At 48.5% G+C, this 19294-nt stretch carries 13 protein-coding genes; 2 read left to right on the top strand and 11 right to left on the bottom strand.

Annotated features, from left to right (window positions below):
- Nucleotides 1-44 precede the first annotated feature (44 nt).
- The 6 genes from ompW to purL form a co-directional block, all read right to left on the bottom strand.
- The gene (ompW, locus tag HR45_RS06180) at nucleotides 45-719 is read right to left on the bottom strand and encodes an outer membrane protein OmpW (RefSeq protein WP_037440847.1); all 675 of its coding nucleotides are present in this window, start codon (nucleotides 717-719) and stop codon (nucleotides 45-47) included.
- 317 nt (nucleotides 720-1036) lie between these two features.
- On the bottom strand, nucleotides 1037-1636 hold the full coding sequence (locus HR45_RS06185; protein ID WP_162180645.1) for a nucleotidyltransferase family protein: 600 nt from the start codon (nucleotides 1634-1636) through the stop codon (nucleotides 1037-1039).
- 109 nt (nucleotides 1637-1745) lie between these two features.
- Entirely contained in the window at nucleotides 1746-1856 is a 111-nt protein-coding gene (gene cydX, locus HR45_RS19170; protein ID WP_037440850.1) for a cytochrome bd-I oxidase subunit CydX, read from the bottom strand.
- Between the two features lie 13 nt (nucleotides 1857-1869).
- Nucleotides 1870-3027, bottom strand: coding sequence for a cytochrome d ubiquinol oxidase subunit II (cydB, locus tag HR45_RS06195; RefSeq protein ID WP_037440852.1), 1158 nt, complete (start codon nucleotides 3025-3027; stop codon nucleotides 1870-1872).
- A 16-nt stretch (nucleotides 3028-3043) separates the two neighbouring features.
- Nucleotides 3044-4615 (bottom strand): cytochrome ubiquinol oxidase subunit I, encoded by a 1572-nt coding sequence (locus HR45_RS06200; RefSeq protein ID WP_037440854.1) that lies wholly within the window; start codon nucleotides 4613-4615, stop codon nucleotides 3044-3046.
- A gap of 1157 nt (nucleotides 4616-5772) precedes the next feature.
- Nucleotides 5773-9654, bottom strand: a complete 3882-nt coding sequence (gene purL / locus HR45_RS06205; protein ID WP_037440857.1) for a phosphoribosylformylglycinamidine synthase — start codon at nucleotides 9652-9654, stop codon at nucleotides 5773-5775.
- Between the two features lie 289 nt (nucleotides 9655-9943).
- Between purL and mltF the strand changes: the two genes are divergently transcribed.
- Entirely contained in the window at nucleotides 9944-11380 is a 1437-nt protein-coding gene (gene mltF / locus HR45_RS06210; RefSeq protein ID WP_037440858.1) for a membrane-bound lytic murein transglycosylase MltF, read from the top strand.
- Nucleotides 11381-11588: 208 nt separating this feature from the next.
- On the opposite strand, the gene tadA is transcribed toward mltF, so the two are convergent.
- The 4 genes from tadA to guaB all read right to left on the bottom strand — a co-directional run bounded on the left by tadA (nucleotide 11589) and on the right by guaB (nucleotide 16249).
- Nucleotides 11589-12149: a tRNA adenosine(34) deaminase TadA gene (gene tadA, locus HR45_RS06215; protein ID WP_052074551.1), complete on the bottom strand. Its 561-nt coding sequence runs from the start codon at nucleotides 12147-12149 to the stop codon at nucleotides 11589-11591.
- Nucleotides 12150-12293: 144 nt separating this feature from the next.
- Complete coding sequence (locus tag HR45_RS06220) at nucleotides 12294-12857, bottom strand: DUF1415 domain-containing protein (RefSeq protein WP_037440865.1); 564 nt, start codon at nucleotides 12855-12857, stop codon at nucleotides 12294-12296.
- A 255-nt stretch (nucleotides 12858-13112) separates the two neighbouring features.
- Nucleotides 13113-14690: a glutamine-hydrolyzing GMP synthase gene (guaA, locus tag HR45_RS06225; RefSeq protein WP_037440867.1), complete on the bottom strand. Its 1578-nt coding sequence runs from the start codon at nucleotides 14688-14690 to the stop codon at nucleotides 13113-13115.
- Nucleotides 14691-14782: 92 nt separating this feature from the next.
- On the bottom strand, nucleotides 14783-16249 hold the full coding sequence (gene guaB / locus HR45_RS06230; RefSeq protein WP_037440870.1) for an IMP dehydrogenase: 1467 nt from the start codon (nucleotides 16247-16249) through the stop codon (nucleotides 14783-14785).
- 131 nt (nucleotides 16250-16380) lie between these two features.
- Here guaB and xseA point away from each other — a divergent pair, with 131 nt between their 5' ends.
- Nucleotides 16381-17721, top strand: coding sequence for an exodeoxyribonuclease VII large subunit (gene xseA, locus HR45_RS06235; protein WP_037440872.1), 1341 nt, complete (start codon nucleotides 16381-16383; stop codon nucleotides 17719-17721).
- Nucleotides 17722-17764: 43 nt separating this feature from the next.
- On the opposite strand, the gene der is transcribed toward xseA, so the two are convergent.
- Complete coding sequence (gene der / locus HR45_RS06240; RefSeq protein ID WP_037440874.1) at nucleotides 17765-19234, bottom strand: ribosome biogenesis GTPase Der; 1470 nt, start codon at nucleotides 19232-19234, stop codon at nucleotides 17765-17767.
- Between the last annotated feature and the right edge of the window lie 60 nt (nucleotides 19235-19294).

Consider the following 19294-nt stretch of genomic DNA (forward strand, 5'->3'; position numbering starts at 1 on the left):
AAAAGGCGCCAATTAGCGCCTTTTTTAATATCGCCCCCGCGACATTAGAACACGTAGCCAACGCTCACCATGTAAACCCATGGGTCGATATCTGTGCCGATAGTCACTGCTGCGGTGTTTTCGTTGTTATCACCGTAAGCATAGTCAAAAGACACGTCAGAATCGATTTGCGCATACCAAATAGAGGCATTAACCAGCAGTTTGTCGGTTACCTGGTAGTCGATACCAACTTGGCCCGCTAAACCCCATGAGTTTTCCATCGACAGGTTAGACAGCTTGCCGCCTAAATCGTTGGTAAACTTAGTATCAAAGAAATTGGTGTAGTTAACACCCGCACCAATGTACGGACGCACTTTAGACTGCGCATCACCGAAATAGTATTGAACCACCAAAGTTGGTGGCAGGTGCTTAGTTTCAGCAATTTTACCCACGCCAGCCAATTTCACATCATGGCTAAATGGTGAAGCTGCCAACAATTCAACCCCAATATTGTCGGTCAACATATAGCCAAAGTTCAGGCCAAGTTGCGTGTTGTTGCTAACATCAAACTCACCCAGATCGCCCAAATCTGGGGTAACAACGTGGTCACTGGACTCATTTGGCGCAACCACTGCCGCACCTGCACGTACGATGATATCACCTGCTTCATGTGCAGTTGCTGCTCCAGCAGCAGAAAAAAGTGCAGCAGCAATGATTCCTGAAATGATTTTCTTGTCCATTGTTTCACTCCGTAGCGACTCATGTTCGCATTATTTATCATGTTTTTTGTAACAAACGCCGCTACCCTGCCAGCTATTTTTAGTAACATCGTTGATCTGGATCAATTTTTATATTTGTCAAAAAAAAGCCTATATTACAATGAATAGTTGATCACAAAACCACTAAGATCCATTCTAAATATCGCTTATAAATTAAGCTTTTAGACTATTAAAATGACGTTTTTCATAACGATTCGTTATTTTTAGCAGGGTCAACAGTAAGCAAGTTATGACAGAACTTCTAATACGCTAAGCCAGTGAAAAACACTAATTAAATACTATAAAATCAGTTTTAAATGTTGATAAATTTCAAGCCAACCTCTATCCGCTACACGCTGTTGAAATGCGCCGTCAACCGCATGAGGATTTCTTGTCAGTTGCAACGCCAACAATGAGCGCAGATAACCCGTATGGATAATCTCTACTTGCCCTTGTTTTAATCTGGCGGCAATCGCAGTTTCATGCTCAGGCCAGTAACGCATCGCTTGTAAAACGCCAGTGTAGGGTTGATGCTTATGTTTAAGATGCATACGCGCTTGGTTTTTAACTGACCACGCAATGGGCAACCATTGCTTGAGTTGTTGTTGGTAATGCGCTTCTATCCCGTCACTCACATCATTTGGGTCAAAATAGATAAGATCTATGTCGTTTAACGCGGTGGTAATGCCGTGGAAACGGTCCCAGACGAGATTTCGAATAAATCCTGCAGCTATGTAGCCTTGAGGCAGGTTAAGCCTTGCTGCTACGGCTAACGCCCGCATACGAGATTCGCTTTGCCGGAGCCAGCTAATTAACATCTGTTCCAGAGCGGTATCACTGATGTCACTCAGTTGCTGACGCCATTGTTGAATTTCAACCTCCGTCATTGCCTGTGGCATCAATTGTCTCCTTAGCCAAGCGCGATTAATTTGCGTCAAATAAGCGCTGGTTGAAAAACAATAAAGGCCGCCCATGGGCAGCCTTTATGTATGTTACGATGACACGCGTTTACTCTTCAGAGCTGCGGTCCATGTTCTCAGTATTCTCAAGCCAAAGGGCGTTGATGATACCGAAAGCACATGCTAACAACAGACCCAGTATCCAAGTGAAATACCACATATTGTTTTCCTCCTTAGTACAGTGAAGTGCTGTTAGCTTCAATGTGTTCGCGGCTTACGCGGCCAAACATCTTGAAGTAAGTCCACAGAGTGTAACCCAGTACAATTGGTACGAATACAATCGCCACATAGGTCATTACCGTCAACGTCATTTGGCTTGCAGTCGCATCCCACATGGTCAGGCTGACATTAGGTTCCAGTGATGATGGCATCACAAATGGGAACATAGCTACGCCACAGGTCAGGATCACACCGGCAATCGTCAGAGAGCTGAACAGGAACGCAAAACCAGCACGATTCAAACGACTCGTCAGGAATGTCAGCGCTGCGGCGACAACACCTAGAATTGGGAAAATCCAAGTCAGTGGGTATTTATCGTAGTTCGCCATCCAAGCGCCAGCTTGTACTGTTACTTGCTTAACCGTTGGGTCAGAAACCGCATTGCCATCAATAGCTGATGTCAGTACATAACCGTCCATACCGCTTACCCAGAAACCAGCAACAACGAACAGTACCAATACTAAGATTGACAACAGCTGTGCCATTTTAGAAGCACGTACGCGTACTTCACCTTCTGATTTCATTTGCAACCAGCAAGCACCTTGGGTCATGAACATACCAGCGCTGATCAAGCCTGCCAGCAACCCGAATGGATTGAGCAGATAAATCAGGTTCAGTAACCAGTTGCTGTCGGCGCCACCGTAGTAAGCACGCAGATATTCGTCAAACTGGAACGGTACACCCTGCAGCAAGTTACCAAACGCAACACCGATAACCAATGGTGGTACGAAACCACCTGCAAACAGACACCAGTCCCACGTTTTACGCCACGTTGGGCTTTCGATTTTTGAACGGTAATCGAAGCCCACTGGACGCAACCACAAACATGCCAGTACCAGAATCATCGCCACATAGAAGCCAGAGAAAGATACTGCATACACAGTTGGGAACGCGGCAAACAGTGCACCACCCGCGGTGATCAACCAAACTTGGTTACCATCCCAGTGCGGTGCGACGGTGTTAATCATCACACGGCGCTCGGTATCGTCTTTACCCACGATAGGCAACAACGCACCAACGCCCATATCAAAGCCATCTGTCACGGAGAAACCGATCAGCAGTACGCCGAGCAGAGCCCACCAGACAAAGCGTAAAATTTCATAATCAAACATGGTCTAATCCCTCTGCTCAGGCGTCTAGTTGTTCAAAGTGATAGCGGCCGGTCTTAAGCGAGCTAGGACCTTTACGGGCAAACTTGAACATCAAGAACAACTCGATAACCAACAGCACGGTGTAGATCAATGTCGCCAGAATGATACTGAACCACAGATCACCCACACTCAGGCTGGAAGCCGACATGAAGGTTGGCAGCATCTCAGACACAGTCCAAGGCTGACGACCATACTCAGCAACAAACCAACCACATTCGATCGCAATCCAAGGGAATGGCAAGCTGTACAGTGCCGCTTTAAGCACCCATTTTTTCTCTTCGATTTGATGACGTGTGCTCTGCCAGAATGCAGCAGCAAACACCAGCAACATCACGAAGCCCAACGCTACCATCACGCGGAAAGCGTAGAACAGCGGTGCAACGGCAGGGATTGAGTCTTTCGCCGCTGATTTGATCATCTCTTCAGAAGCATCAACCACTTTGTCGGTATAAGGTTTCAGCAACAAGCCATAACCCAAATCAACTTTCTTCTCTTCAAATGCAGCGACCAGAGCAGCATCTGGTTGTTCACCAGCTTTCTTCGCCGCGCGCAGTTGTTCCAGCAGCGCGTAAGCTTTCATACCGTTACGGATACGTGCTTCGTGCTCAGCCACTAAGTCGTGAATACCGGTCACTTGTTCATCGATAGAACGCGTCGCGATGATACCCATTGCATAAGGGATCTTGATAGCGAAGTTCGTTTCCATCTCTTCTTGGTTAGGGTAACCAAATGCGGTAAACGATGCTGGCGCTGGCTCAGTGTGCCATTCAGCTTCTACAGCGGCCAATTTAACGCGCTGCACTTCACCCATACGGTAACCTGATTCGTCACCCAGAACGATAACAGACAGGATTGACGCCATACCGAAGCTTGCGGCAATTGCGAATGAACGACGGGCAAATGGCAGATCGCGTTTTTTCAAGATGTAGTAAGCAGAGATAGCCAGTACAAACATAGCGCCAGTCACATAACCAGATGCAACGGTGTGTACAAACTTAACTTGCGCAACAGGGTTCAGCACCAACTCAGCAAAGCTGGTCATTTCCATACGCATAGTTTCATAGTTGAAGACGGAACCGACAGGGTTCTGCATCCAGCCGTTAGCTACCAGAATCCACAATGCTGACAGGTTAGTCCCCAAAGCAGTCAACCAGGTTACCGCTAAGTGTTGACGTTTTGAGAAACGATCCCAACCAAAGAAGAACATACCCACAAAGGTAGATTCCAAGAAGAAGGCCATCAAACCTTCAATTGCCAGCGGCGCACCAAAGATGTCGCCTACATAGTGAGAATAGTAAGACCAGTTAGTCCCGAACTCGAACTCCATGGTCAAACCGGTAGCAACGCCCAAGGCGAAGTTGATACCGAATAATTTTCCCCAAAACTTGGTCATGTCTTTATAAATTTGCTTGTTGGTCATTACATAGAGAGACTCCATGATGGCCAACATAAAAGTCATACCCAAAGTCAGAGGTACAAACAAGAAGTGATACATGGCTGTCAACGCGAATTGAAAGCGTGAAAGCTCAACAACCTCTCCAACTATCATTTGTGACTCCTTACATGGTGTACCGTCTATCGTCGTTCATCCCCATCGCAGCGATAGACGGTGAGCAGGATAGCGTTAGTGTGACATTTTGCTTTTTTTAATTTCGAGTCATAACACTCGAAGAAACATCTCAAAATGATTCGTAGGCGTTCGATACGTTAGACCAAAGTCCAAAATCGCAATTCGCCCGCAAAAATTTGCTTAAAATCACATTGAAATAAAATTTTGCGTTATCGGTCACATTAATCACTTGTTCAAAAACAACTTTTTAATTATTTTTCAGCAAGTTAAAACTTAATCAAACCTGAAAACTGCCATCATTTTATACCACCCAGCTTTGACTCAAATCAATCAAAGCCTCGAGTTTTAACGGGTTTTGCGGGCAACGACACAGTCAAAATAAAGTCCTATTGACATAGTGTGCCATCAATGCTAGGAAAGCACGAAAAGCGATGAAAAATAGGTAAAAACAAGCATTACAACCAATTCACACACCAAACCGCCATAAACACCACTTTTAGTGCGAGATAGTGCAAAATAAAACGCCACATTGAAAACCAGAACAAATCACAACCTATTGTAAATAAGAATATTATTTAAAAATTTATGACAAATTATCTGCTGCTATCTAAAAACTAGACCTACTTTCAATTGAGTCTATCTATTAATTTTTTCTTATGTATAAGCGCCACAGAATTTGCTGCTGAGATGGAATTAATTACTGGCCATTTTTAGCGATTGTCGCCAAGTACAAATTATTAACATTATCAATCCTGTGTATTATTCCGTGCAGCCAAAACCAATCGACAACTCCCATAAAAAATAAAAAACAATATTATTCAATAGATTATGATTATTTGACTGCTACAAATAAGTAAATTAACACAGCCAAATACACCATTAACTAATGTATAACCTACTGAATCAGCAGCGCTAAATTTAAGAAACGGAAGTAAATTGGAAAAGACGATAAAACGCGTAAATAAGGCGAACAAAGATATTAATGACGAGATATGCCGAGTTAACACGGTTCCGCAATAAAGCTTTAGATCTAACCTAATAAAAAATATGGAAAAAGATGGATCTGTTGGAGAAATAAAAAAGGCAGATAAAAATTTTATCTGCCTTTTTTGTGACGATATTTAAAATGTTAGCAATTAGCCAAGATTAACTCTGGCGTTGCGGAACATACGCATCCACGGGCTGTCTTCACCCCATGCATCTGGGTGCCAAGAGTTGGCTACAGTGCGGAAAACACGTTCAGGATGCGGCATCATAATCGTTACTTTGCCGTCTACTGAGCTAATACCTGCCAAACCGTTAGGTGAACCGTTCGGGTTTTGTGGGTATTGCGTCGCAATATCACCGTTACCAGTCACATAACGCAATGCCACAGTACCGGTTTGCTCAGCTGTTTGTTGTGCAGCAACTGATGCAAACTCAGCACGGCCTTCGCCGTGACTTACCGCGATTGGCATACGTGAACCCGCCATACCGTTAAAGAACAGCGATGGACCCTGTTGGATTTCCACCAAGCTAAAGCGTGCTTCAAAGCGTTCTGAACGGTTACGCACAAAGTGCGGCCAGTGTTCAGTGCCAGGAATGATCTCTTTCAGGTTAGACAACATCTGGCAGCCGTTACACACACCGAGCGCGAAGCTATCAGCGCGTTCAAAGAAGCGACTGAACTGTTCGCGAGCATGGGCGTTGAACAGAATGGATTTTGCCCAACCTTCACCGGCGCCGAGCACGTCACCGTAAGAGAAGCCGCCACACGCCACTAAGCCGTGGAACTCTTCCAGTGACAGACGACCAGACAGAATGTCTGACATATGTACGTCAACACTGTCGAAACCAGCGCGGTCAAACGCAGCTGCCATTTCAACGTGCGAGTTAACACCCTGCTCACGCAGAATCGCCATTTTCGGTGCAGCGCCTTTGGCAATATAAGGCGCAGCCACATCTTCCGCTGGGTCAAAGCCGAGTTTCACCGTCAAACCTGGATCTTTAGCATCCAGCTTGAGGTCGAACTCTTCTTTGGCACATTCTGGGTTATCACGCAGTGCTTGCATGCGGTAAGTCGTTTCTGACCACAGCTGACGCAGTGCCACGCGGCTAGCTGCATACACTTGGTGCTCACCATCAAGCACGGTGATTTGATCATCATCGCTCAGCTCAGCCACGGTATGACAGGCAACGCCCGCTGCTTGATACGCCGCGATAATCGCAGCAGCATCAGCCTTCGATACTTGCAGTACTGCACCCAGCTCTTCGTTGAACAGACGCGCTAAATCAGAGCCTGCCAGCTCAGCCAGTTGCACTTTTAAACCTGTGTTACCAGCAAAGGCCATTTCGGTCAGCGTGGTAAATAAACCGCCGTCAGAACGGTCGTGGTAAGCGATCAGTTTGCGCTCAGCCACCAGCTGTTGGGTTACGTTGAAGAAACCTTTCAGCGCAGCTGCTGCATTCAGATCCGGAGCTTTATCGCCCAGCGCTTCAAATACTTGCGCTAAGCATGAACCGCCCAAACGGGTTTCACCGTTGGCGACATCAGCCAGCAACAATACGGTGTCACCTTTATCGGTGCGCAGTTCAGGCGTTACTGTGTTACGCACATCGCGCACCGCACCAAAGGCAGTGATCACCAGCGACAGCGGCGCAGTCACAGCTTTATCAGCGCCGTTATCTTGCCATGCGGTCTTCATTGACATTGAGTCTTTACCGACAGGGATGGTCAAATCCAACTCTGGGCACAGCTCTTCACCAATCGCTTTTACGGCTTCATAGAGACCGGCATCTTCACCTGGGTGATTTGCGGCAGACATCCAGTTAGCTGACAGCTTGATGCGTTTCAGCTCGCCAATGTCGGCACCGGCGATGTTCATGATTGATTCGGCTACCGCCATACGAGCAGATGCGCCAAAGTCCAGCAGTGCCAGCGGAGTGCGTTCACCCATCGACATCGCTTCACCTGCGTAAGTGTCGAAAGTCGCCGCAGTCACAGCACAGTCCGCAACAGGCACCTGCCAAGGGCCAACCATTTGGTCACGGTTAACCAGACCGGTCACGGTACGGTCACCAATGGTGATCAAGAAGGTTTTGTCAGCAACGGTTGGCAGCGTCAGAACGCGTTTTACTGCTTCGGCGATATCAATCTTGTCTTCTTCAAGCGCTACGCCAGTTACTTTCTGAGTAGTGGCTTCGCGGCTCATTTTCGGTGCTTTACCGAGCAACACTTCCAGCGGCAGATCGATAGGTTTGTTATCGAAGTGCTCATCAGACAAGCTCAGGTGTTCTTCTGCAGTCGCTTCACCCACTACCGCGAATGGCGCGCGTTCACGCTCACAAATCGCTTTAAAGGTATCGAGGTTTTCGGCCGCAACAGACAGCACATAACGTTCTTGTGATTCGTTACACCAAATTTCCAGCGGGCTCATGCCCGGTTCGTCTGATGGCACGTTACGCAGTTCAAACTTACCGCCACGGCCAGCATCGCTCACCAGCTCAGGGAATGCATTCGACAAACCGCCCGCGCCCACGTCGTGAATAAATTGGATTGGGTTGGCATCGCCCATCTGCCAGCAGCGGTCGATCACTTCCTGACAGCGGCGTTCCATCTCTGGGTTTTCACGCTGTACTGAAGCAAAGTCGAGATCTTCACTTGATTGGCCAGATGCCATAGAAGATGCCGCACCGCCGCCGAGGCCGATGTTCATCGCAGGGCCACCGAGCACGATCAGTTTCGCGCCGATTGATATTTCACCTTTTTGCACGTGATCTTCACGAATGTTCCCCAGACCACCAGCCAACATGATTGGCTTGTGATAACCGCGCACTTCTACACCGTTGTGGCTGCAAACTTCCTGCTCGTAAGTACGGAAGTACCCCACCAGCGCTGGGCGACCAAATTCGTTGTTGAACGCTGCGCCGCCGAGTGGGCCATCAATCATGATGTCAAACGCTGAAGCGATACGCTCTGGCTTGCCGTAGTTACCTTCCCACGGTTGTTCAAACCCTGGAATTTTCAGGTTAGATACGCTGAAACCGGTCAAACCTGCTTTGGGTTTAGAACCGCGGCCGGTGGCGCCTTCGTCACGGATTTCACCGCCAGACCCGGTAGCAGCACCTGGGAATGGGCTGATCGCGGTTGGGTGGTTGTGGGTTTCCACTTTCATCAGAATGTGGACTGGCTCATTGTGATAACGGTAAACGCCGTCAGTATCAGCAAAGAAACGGCCCGCTTCGCAACCTGTCATTACCGCCGCGTTATCTTTATAAGCAGACAACACGTTATCCGGCGTGGTTTCGAAGGTGTTTTTAATCATTTTGAACAGCGATTTTGGCTGCACTTCACCGTCGATTGTCCAATCGGCGTTGAAGATTTTATGACGGCAGTGTTCAGAGTTTGCTTGGGCAAACATCATCAGCTCGATGTCGTTCGGGTTGCGACCCAATTTGACAAAGTTTTCCACCAGATAATCGATTTCATCATCGGCCAGCGCCAAGCCCATATTGCGGTTAGCGACTTCCAACGCGCGGCGGCCTTCGCCGAGAATATTGACGCTGATAAACGGTGCGGGCTCAGTGCGAGCAAACAGCACATCCGCAGCGTCAAAGCTGTCCAGCACGATTTCCATCATGCGATCGTGCAACAAGGCTTTAACTTGCGCAAATTGCGCATCGGTTAATTGTTCAGTGGTGATATAATAAGCAATACCACGTTCGATACGTTTGATTTGGTTCAGACCACAGTTATGGGCAATATCGGTCGCTTTCGAGGACCAAGGAGAGATAGTGCCTGGGCGTGGAGTAACAAAAAGCAACTGCCCTTGAGGTTCATGAGATTCGATGCTTGGGCCATAGGTCAACATCTTGGCCAATTTAGATTTTGCATCGTCATCCAGTTGCGCCGTTAAGTCGGCAAGGTGGATATACTCAGCGTAAATGTCACTGACAGGAAGTTCGGCAGCAGCACACGCTTGCAATAGTTTTTGTACCCTGAAAGCAGAAAGTGCCGGGGCTCCACGGATGATCTCCATCACGTTAAATCACCTTTTTTGAAATATTTACGGGGTCAGAAGTGGCGCTATTATAGGGAAATCGTCCGGCTAAATCACCTGACGAATTGTCGAAACGCGCCTTTACTATGCTATAAACTATACAGCTCAAGGAACAGTGCGTTCATCATGGTAAACAACCAGTCATTGATGAAAAATATTTAGCTGCGTTATTTTTTTAACCATATGAATAATATTGATTTTTAATATAACCCAGCAACTTTTAGCATAAATACGATTGATTAGTACCATAGAGATTTAATTTTTTAATATGAACAAGCTGACCTTTACCTTTGCAGCCCTACTACTGCTCGCCGGATGCCAAAAGCTCAACGACGAAATGTCCGTTGCGCCGGAGACTGATGTCGGCAAAGAACTGCGTGTTGGCACTCTCTATGGCGCTCAAATTTATGTAAATTCCAGCCGTGGCAATAGCGGCTTTGACTACGAGCTGGCGGAACGTTTTGCTGACTTTCTCAACAAGCCACTCAACATTACGCCCTACGGCAGTATTGACGAACTTTATCAAGCGCTGGAGCAGGGCGACATTGACGTGGTGGCCGCTGGTCTTTCTGATACCCAACAACGCCGTAGCGAATTTCGTCTTAGCCCACCTCTTTATTATGTCAATCAAGTGGTAGTTTACCGCGAAGGCGCTCGTGTACCGACAACGCCAGATAGCATAGATGGCCGTATTGCGGTGGTCAGTGGGTCATCCTTTGTCGAAACCCTGAAACACTTACAGCAACAAAACCCTGCAATTGAATGGCAAGAACTCACCGACAAAGACAGTGAAGAAGTATTGGCGATGATTGATGCGGGTAGTTTGGACTATACCATTTCTGACTCAACCACTTTTGAAATCAGCCGCCGCTTTATGCCTGAACTCAGACTTGGCCCCACCTTAGTGGAAGATCAACCGATCGTCTGGTTAATGCGTCATGACAACAGCGACCAGCTCATGAGCCAGCTGCTGCATTTTTGGCACGAAGAAAAGCGCGATGGCACTTTAGATCATTTAGTTGAGAAATACTTTGGCCACGTTAAGCGTTTTGATTATGTAGATACCCGCGCTTTTATGCGCGCGGTTGAAAGTCGTCTTCCTGAATACCGTCACTGGTTTGAGCAATATGCCGGAGAGCTTGACTGGCGTAAGCTGGCCGCCGCCAGTTATCAAGAATCGCACTGGAACCCGCGGGCGCGCTCACCCACTGGCGTGCGTGGCATGATGATGCTGACCATTCCTACGGCTGAGCAATTAGGCGTGACAGACCGTTTAGACCCCGAGCAAAGTATCAAGGGCGGCGCGCAATATCTCAGCAGCATTCTGCAATCACTGCCTGAATCCATTCCAGCAGAAGAGCGCATGTGGTTCGCACTAGCCACTTACAACATTGGCTATGGTCATGTGGAAGATGCACGGGTTATTGCCGAGCGAATGGGCAAAAATCCCAGCGCCTGGAAAGATGTGAAACAGGTATTACCGCTGCTGCAACAGCGCAAATATTATCTCAATACCCGATACGGCTATGCTCGTGGCAGTGAGGCGGTGCGTTACGTTGGCAATATTCGCCGCTATTACGATACCTTGGTGTGGATGGACAACCATAATAGCCAGCAACAACTGGCAGACAGCACTACGGTAACCGAAAGTGATGAAGAAAATGTCGAGGCGAGTGAAGCGGCTAACGCAGGCTCGCCTGAATAATGAACTGACTATCGGTCAGTTTACGTAATTCACAATCTTGGTATTGAGGCTAGTCGATGCGCAATGAAGATGTTACGGTAGAATCCACTGTTCGCTCGTCGGCTGAAGACCTCTACTATGAAGCAGCGTACCATTAACCGCAGTGCCGCCCGTCGTCGTGTTGTAAAGAAAGCCCATCGTAAGCGTCAACACGCTCACCATCGCTTATTTAACTTTTTCCTACACTTTGCTGACTAGCGTCTTGTAGCGACTCGTCTTGGCGCTGCTGTTTAAGCGCCTTTTGCTCTTGGCGGCGTCGCTTAAAAAAGTTGCTCAGTCGCGTCGCGCATTCGTCGGCTAACACCCCTGACGTCACCTGCACTTGGTGGTTGAACTGTGGCTGTTGTAGCAGATCTATCACACTACCGGCAGCCCCCGTTTTGGCGTCAAAGGCACCAAACACTACGCGCTCAATTCGGCTATGCACCATAGCGCCTGCACACATAGCACAGGGTTCTAGCGTGACATACAAGGTGGTGTCCAGTAGCCGATAGTTTTGCAGTGCCCTGCCCGCTTGTTGTAAACAGCGGATCTCCGCATGCGCCGTAGGGTCGTGATCGGTGATTGGCAGGTTCCAGCCTTCAGCAATAATCTGATTATCTTTTACCAACACCGCGCCCACAGGTACTTCACCCGCCGCTTCGGCATTTTCTGCCAGTTGCAACGCATGGCGCATCCAGCGTTCATCATCAGCGAGTTGTTGTGGGTTAAGGTTGGCAGTATCAGTCATCAGGCCGTCTTTCTGAATGGGTGGTTCAATTGCGCTGGAGTATAAACAGAAGGGGCTCAGATTGGTAGTTAACCGCCGACGATGGCGCGCATAGCAAACACGGCTAGCTGCCGCGCCACCTCAACGCAGGTGTTCCCACCCAAATTATTGTTTGAACAGGTGAGGAAACAGCGCTTGGCGTTCAGTATCCGTCAACGCTGACACTCGTGCGATATTGGTATCAGGGATCGCTTCGGGGTTTGGGTAATGCTCCAGCACTTTGCTCATACTGGCTTCGCGGATCAGATGGAAAATCGGATAAGGTGCGCGATTGGTTAAGTTGGCTGGATCATCTGCGTCCGCATTAGCAAAGCAGTAATCTGGGTGGAACGTAGCCACTTGATAAGTACCATCCCACTTTTCTTGCCGCAGCAAAGCATCAATCCAATCGATGAATTGGTTGTAATCGAAGAAGTCTTGCAACATGCCGGGCACCACCACCAAGGTGGTTTCCAACTCGTCAGCGCTGTTGTTATCTAACTCAGTGAAACATTGAAACAGCTCACTCAGCAATTCTTCTTCAGTCGTCGCTTCACTGACATGAATTTGGATCTGCTTATTGCGCTGTGGCTTGGCCGCAAACGGACACAGATTTAAGCCAATAACCACCTGCTCAAGCCAAGTGTTTACTTCGGTCTCAATCGCATCAAGATCAAATGTGTTGCTCATAAATATCATCTATTGCTTTCAATGGACGGAGCATAGCACAGCAATCGAATAGATGACGAAAATCACCGTGGGGATTCAAACAGTAACCGGCTTTGCTCGCTTAACGTATGTGCTAAGGAACAGTTGGTACGCTTGCGCGCCCAATGCAACTTGCTAAATCAGGCGCTTAGTGAACTGTTTTCAAATTAGACAAAAAGCAAAAAAGCCCGCAATGCGGGCTTTTAAAGAGTAAAACGCTAAGGGATTAACGCGGGACTATTCCCACTCGATAGTTGCTGGCGGCTTGCCAGAAATATCGTAAACCACGCGCGAAATACCGTCGATTTCGTTGATGATGCGGTTGGAAACGCGCCCCAAGAAATCGTATGGCAGGTGTGCCCAATGCGCTGTCATAAAGTCGATGGTTTCAACTGCACGCAGTGAAACAACCCAATCGTACTTACGGCCATCGCCCATTACGCCCACTGAACGTACTGGCAGGAACACGGTAAAGGCCTGACTGACTTTATCGTACAGTTCCGCTTTACGCAGTTCTTCGATGAAGATGGCGTCAGCGCGGCGCAGCAAGTCACAGTATTCTTTCTTCACTTCACCGAGTACCCGCACGCCCAAACCTGGGCCTGGGAAAGGATGACGGAACAGCATGTCGTATGGCAGACCGAGTTCTAGACCGATGCGGCGCACTTCGTCTTTAAACAGCTCGCGCAGCGGCTCAACTAAGCCCAATTCCATATCATCTGGCAAACCACCCACATTGTGGTGTGATTTAATCACGTGGGCTTTACCAGTGGCGCTACCCGCAGATTCGATCACGTCTGGATAGATGGTACCTTGTGCTAACCATTTAGCATTAACGCATTTAGTCGCTTCTTCATCGAAGATTTCAACGAATACACGGCCAATGATTTTACGCTTAGCTTCAGGGTCGTTTTCGCCTTTCAGCGCGGCTAAGAAGCGGTCTTCAGCGTCAACATGCACAATGTTCAGCCCAAAGTGGTCACCGAACATTTCCAGTACCTGATCCGCTTCGTTCAAACGCAACAGGCCGTTATCAACGAATACGCAGGTCAGTTTCTTACCAATCGCGCGGTGCAGCAACATCGCTGTCACTGATGAATCCACACCACCTGACAGACCAAGAATCACTTCATCGTCGCCCACTTGCTCTTTGATGCGAGCGACAGCGTCTTCGATAATAGATGCTGGTTGCCACTTGTTGTCACAACCACAGATGTCCAGCGTAAAACGCTCCAGAATACGTTGACCTTGGCGAGTATGAGTCACTTCTGGGTGGAATTGGACACCGAAGAATTTTTTCTCTTCGTTCGACATAATCGCGAACGGACAAGTTTCAGTTTTCGCCACAGTTTGGAAACCAGCTGGAATTGCCGAGACTTTATCGCCATGGCTCATCCATACGTCCAGCAAAGGCTTGCCAGCGTCACTGATTGAATCTTCAATACCAGCAAACAGGGCTGAGGTCGCTTGCACTTCCACTTGCGCGTAACCAAACTCGCCTTCACCAATGCCTTGGATCACTTTACCACCGAGCTGTTCGCTCATGGTTTGCATGCCATAGCAGATACCCAATACTGGCACGCCAGCATTGAACACATATTCTGGTGCACGCGGTGAGTTTTCTGCGGTCACACTTTCTGGACCACCGGCAAGAATAATACCGTTAGGGGCGAACTCACGAATTTGCGCTTCGTTAACGTCCCATGCCCACAACTCACAATAAACGCCGATTTCACGGATTCGACGGGCGATCAACTGGGTATACTGAGAGCCAAAATCGAGGATCAGTATTTTGTGCTCATGAATATTGCTCATTGAAAACCTTTATTTCGATTTAAGTGAAGCCGCGGCCAAGCTGACCACGGCTTAAAATCATCACATGCTGTGAAACGGATTAATCCAGCAGATTAACCACGATTATTATAGTTCGGTGCTTCTTTAGTGATGGTCACATCGTGTACGTGCGATTCGCCCATACCCGCTGCGGTCACTTTCACAAACTGTGCTTTTTCGTTCAAATCTTTGATGGTTGGGCAACCAGTCAAGCCCATGCATGAACGCAAGCCGCCCATGTGTTGGTGAATAAGCTCTTTGATTTTGCCTTTGTAAGGTACACGACCTTCAATGCCTTCAGGCACCAGCTTGTCTGCCGCGTTATCAGATTGGAAGTAACGGTCAGAAGAGCCTTTTGACATTGCGCCCAGTGAACCCATGCCACGGTAAGATTTGTATGCACGACCTTGGTACAGTTCGACTTCACCTGGCGCTTCATCAGTACCCGCAAACATAGAACCCGCCATGATGCATGATGCACCGGCAGCCAGTGCTTTTGCCAAGTCACCAGAGTAACGGATACCGCCGTCAGCGATAACTGGAATGTTCAGGTGTTTAACTGCTTCAACAGCGTCAGATACCGCAGTGATTTGTGGTACACCGACACCCGTTACGATACGGGTAGTACAGATTGAGCCAGGACCGATACCCACCTTAACCGCGTTCACACCAGCTTCAACCAGCGCCAAAGCACCTTCAGCAGTCGCAACGTTACCGCCTACGATTTGCAGGTCTGGATATTTTGCACGTGCTTCACGAATACGTTGCAATACGCCTTCAGAATGACCGTGTGAAGAATCGATAAGCAGTACGTCAACACCGGCTTTTACCAATGCGTCGATACGCTCTTCGTTACCTGCACCAGCACCAACTGCTGCGCCCACACGCAGACGACCAAACTCGTCTTTACAAGCGTTTGGTTTACGTTCTGCTTTTTGGAAGTCTTTAACGGTGATCAGACCTTTCAGCTTGAAGTTGTCATCCACTACCAACACTTTTTCGATACGGTTGGCGTGCATCAGCTTTTGCACTTCATCAAGCTTGGTGCCTTCTTTGACGGTGACCAAACGCGCTTTAGGCGTCATTACCGCTTCAACAGTTTTGCTCCAGTCGGTCACAAAACGTACGTCACGGCCAGTGATAATACCCACCAATTCGTTGGCAGAGTTGACCACAGGGAAACCTGCGAAGCCGCATTTTTCGCTCAGTGCTTTCAGCTCAGTCAGGGTAGTTTCTGGAGTCACAGTCACAGGTTGCTGAACTACGCCCGCTTCATAAATTTTTACTTTGCGAACTTCTTCAGCCTGAGCTTCGATGCTCATATTTTTGTGGATAAAACCAACGCCGCCTTCCTGTGCCATTGCAATGGCCAGTCTGGCTTCTGTTACCGTGTCCATAGCGGCAGAAACCAATGGGATATTCAACTCAATGCTGTTGGTCAGACGAGTTTTCAGGTTAGCAGTATTGGGGAGTACAGTGGAGTGCGCAGGAACCAGTAGAACATCATCAAAGGTCAGCGCTTCTTTAATCAAACGTAGCATTGCAACATCTCCCCTTGGGTAAGGATACAAGTCAAATAGAGGTGAAATATTGCGGCGGCATTATACCTTGCAAGCGAGGTGCCGTAAATGGACAATAGTGAAAATTTTTTACGCACTAGCGCACACTTTTTATGGCTGCCAGCGAACAACAAATCTACAGCGTCTCACGTCTTAATGGCGAAGTACGCCACCTGTTGGAATCTCAACTGGGCCGCATTTGGCTTTCTGGCGAGATATCCAACCTCATTCAGGCCAGTTCAGGTCACTGGTATCTCACCCTCAAAGATAATTATTCGCAAGTGCGCTGCGCCATGTTCCGCGGTAAAAACCAGCAGGTACGTTTTCGCCCGGCGAACGGCCAGCAAGTGTTAGTGCGGGCCAATATCAGCGTGTATGAACCACGTGGCGACTATCAGCTGATAATTGATTCGATGCAACCTGCCGGTGATGGCTTACTAGCGCAGCAGTTTGAAGCATTGAAAATGAAGCTTGCTGCTGAAGGCTTGTTTAGTGTTGAACACAAACAACCGCTGCCTAGTCACATCCGGCGCATTGGCGTTATTACCTCGCCGACAGGGGCGGCTGTGCGCGATGTGCTGCATGTACTGAAGCGCCGCGATGCGTCGCTGGAAGTGGTTATCTATCCCACCCAAGTACAGGGCGATGCCGCCATTGGCCAAATTGCCAATGCCATTCGTTTAGCAAATCAACGCGATGAAGTTGATGTTTTGCTACTCACACGCGGCGGCGGCAGCTTAGAAGATTTATGGTGTTTTAACAGTGAGACGGTGGCACGGGAAATATTTGCCAGTCAACTGCCGATTGTGTCTGCAGTAGGCCATGAGGTTGATACCTCCATCAGTGATTATGTCGCTGATGTAAGAGCACCTACCCCTTCTGCAGGTGCGGAACTGCTTTCCGGCGACAGACAAGACAAACTGGTGCGCCTCAAGCAGCTTAATCTGCGTTTACGCCAAGGTTGGGCGCACTATCAACTCAATACCCAGCAACAGCTGAAAAATCTCGACTACCGCTTACAACGGCAAGATCCACAGCGACAGTTACAGCTCCTTACACAGCGGTTTGATGAACAGCAATTAAAACTCAGCAATGCCATGCAACATCTGCTCAATCGTCGTAGCGTAACGCTGCAACGTCTCGATGGTCGACTGACGGCACAACACCCCAAACATCAACTGAATTACAGCCAGCAGCAGCTACATCATCTTGAGCATAAGCTTAAGCAGTTAATGCAGTCCCAACTGGCACAGGCGGAAAGTCGGGTTAAACAGGCGGCACATTCACTACAGAGTGTCAGTCCTTTAGCTACGCTGAGCCGCGGCTACAGCATCAGTAAAGATGCAGAGGATCATGTGATTAGCGCAGCCTCTCAGCTGCGGGTGGGGGATGAAATGAAAACGCTGCTCAAAGACGGCGTGGTCTATTCCAATATCAGCAAAATCGAACCATAAAAAAACGCTGCCTTAGCCAGCGTTTTTCTCATCGCGCTTGCGATTAGCCGTTATTACGGTTTTTAATCGCACCCAGCATACGTTTCCGCTGACGTTGCTGACTCAGCGTTAGTTTCTCAACTTTGCCTTCAAATGGGTTATCCCCTTCTTGGAAGCGCATCTGAATAGGTGAACCAACCACATTCAATGATTTGCGATAGTAGTTGGTCATATAACGCTTATAAGAATCTGGCAGTCTAGAAACCTGATTACCATGGATCACAATCACTGGCGGGTTATATCCGCCGATGTGAGCATATTTCAGTTTCACGCGGCGACCGTTAATCAGTGGCGGTTGGTGATCGTCCTGCGCCATCTGCATAATCTTGGTCAGCATGGAAGTACTGACGCGACGGGTTGCACTTTCGTAGGCTTCGTTAATCGACTCAAACAGATGACCAACGCCAGTACCATGTAGTGCCGAAATAAAGTGAATACGGGCAAAATCGATAAAGCCAAGACGACGGTCAAGCTCGCTCTTGACGCGATCTTTGATATCGGTGTCGATACCGTCCCACTTGTTTACTGCAATCACCAGCGCACGACCTGCGTTGAGTGCAAAGCCAAGCAGGCCTAAGTCTTGCTCAGCGATACCTTCACGGGCATCAATCACTAGCAGCACCACGTTGGCATCTTCCACCGCTTTTAAGGTTTTCACCACCGAGAATTTCTCGACGGTATCGTGCACTTTGGCACGACGACGCACACCCGCGGTATCGATGATGACGTATTCCTGCTCGTCGCGCTGCATTGGAATATAGATAGAATCACGGGTAGTGCCGGGTTGGTCATATACCACCACCCGCTCTTCACCGAGAATACGGTTGGTCAGCGTTGATTTACCAACGTTAGGCTTACCAATAATCGCAAACTTAATCGGCAGTGCTCGTAAGCGCTCCTGCTCCGATTCCGCTTCTTCCTCGGTATAAAGACGTTCATCAACCGCATCGTCAGTATCGTCGCTATCTTCGTCACTCACAGCTTCTGCAAAAGGCGCTAACACGTGTTCAATCAGTTGGGTAACCCCACGGCCATGAGCAGCTGCCATTTGGTAGACTTCACCCAAACCTAAGCCCCAAAACTCTGCCGATGCAGAATCGCCGTCAATACCATCAACCTTGTTGGCCACCACAAAGGTCACTTTCTCACGCGCGCGCAAATGCTGCGCAATCGCCTGATCGGCCGCCGTTAAACCGGCACGCGCATCCGTGATAAACAACACTACGTCTGCTTCTTCAATCGCCGCTAGCGATTGTTCAGCCATCTTGGTTTCGATACCTTCTTCGGTACCATCAATACCACCGGTATCCACCACGATAAACTCATGCCCAGACAAAAAGGCACGGCCATATTTACGGTCCCTGGTCAGTCCTGGAAAATCGGCCACCAACGCATCCCGCGTACGGGTCAGGCGGTTAAATAAGGTCGATTTACCGACGTTTGGGCGCCCTACCAGGGCAACGACAGGAATCATGGATTTCCTCTTAATCTTTAAAACAACAAAAAGCCTTCGGAATAACTCCCGAAGGCTTCG

This window comes from Shewanella mangrovi (genome assembly GCF_000753795.1).
Lineage (GTDB): Bacteria > Pseudomonadota > Gammaproteobacteria > Enterobacterales > Shewanellaceae > Shewanella > Shewanella mangrovi.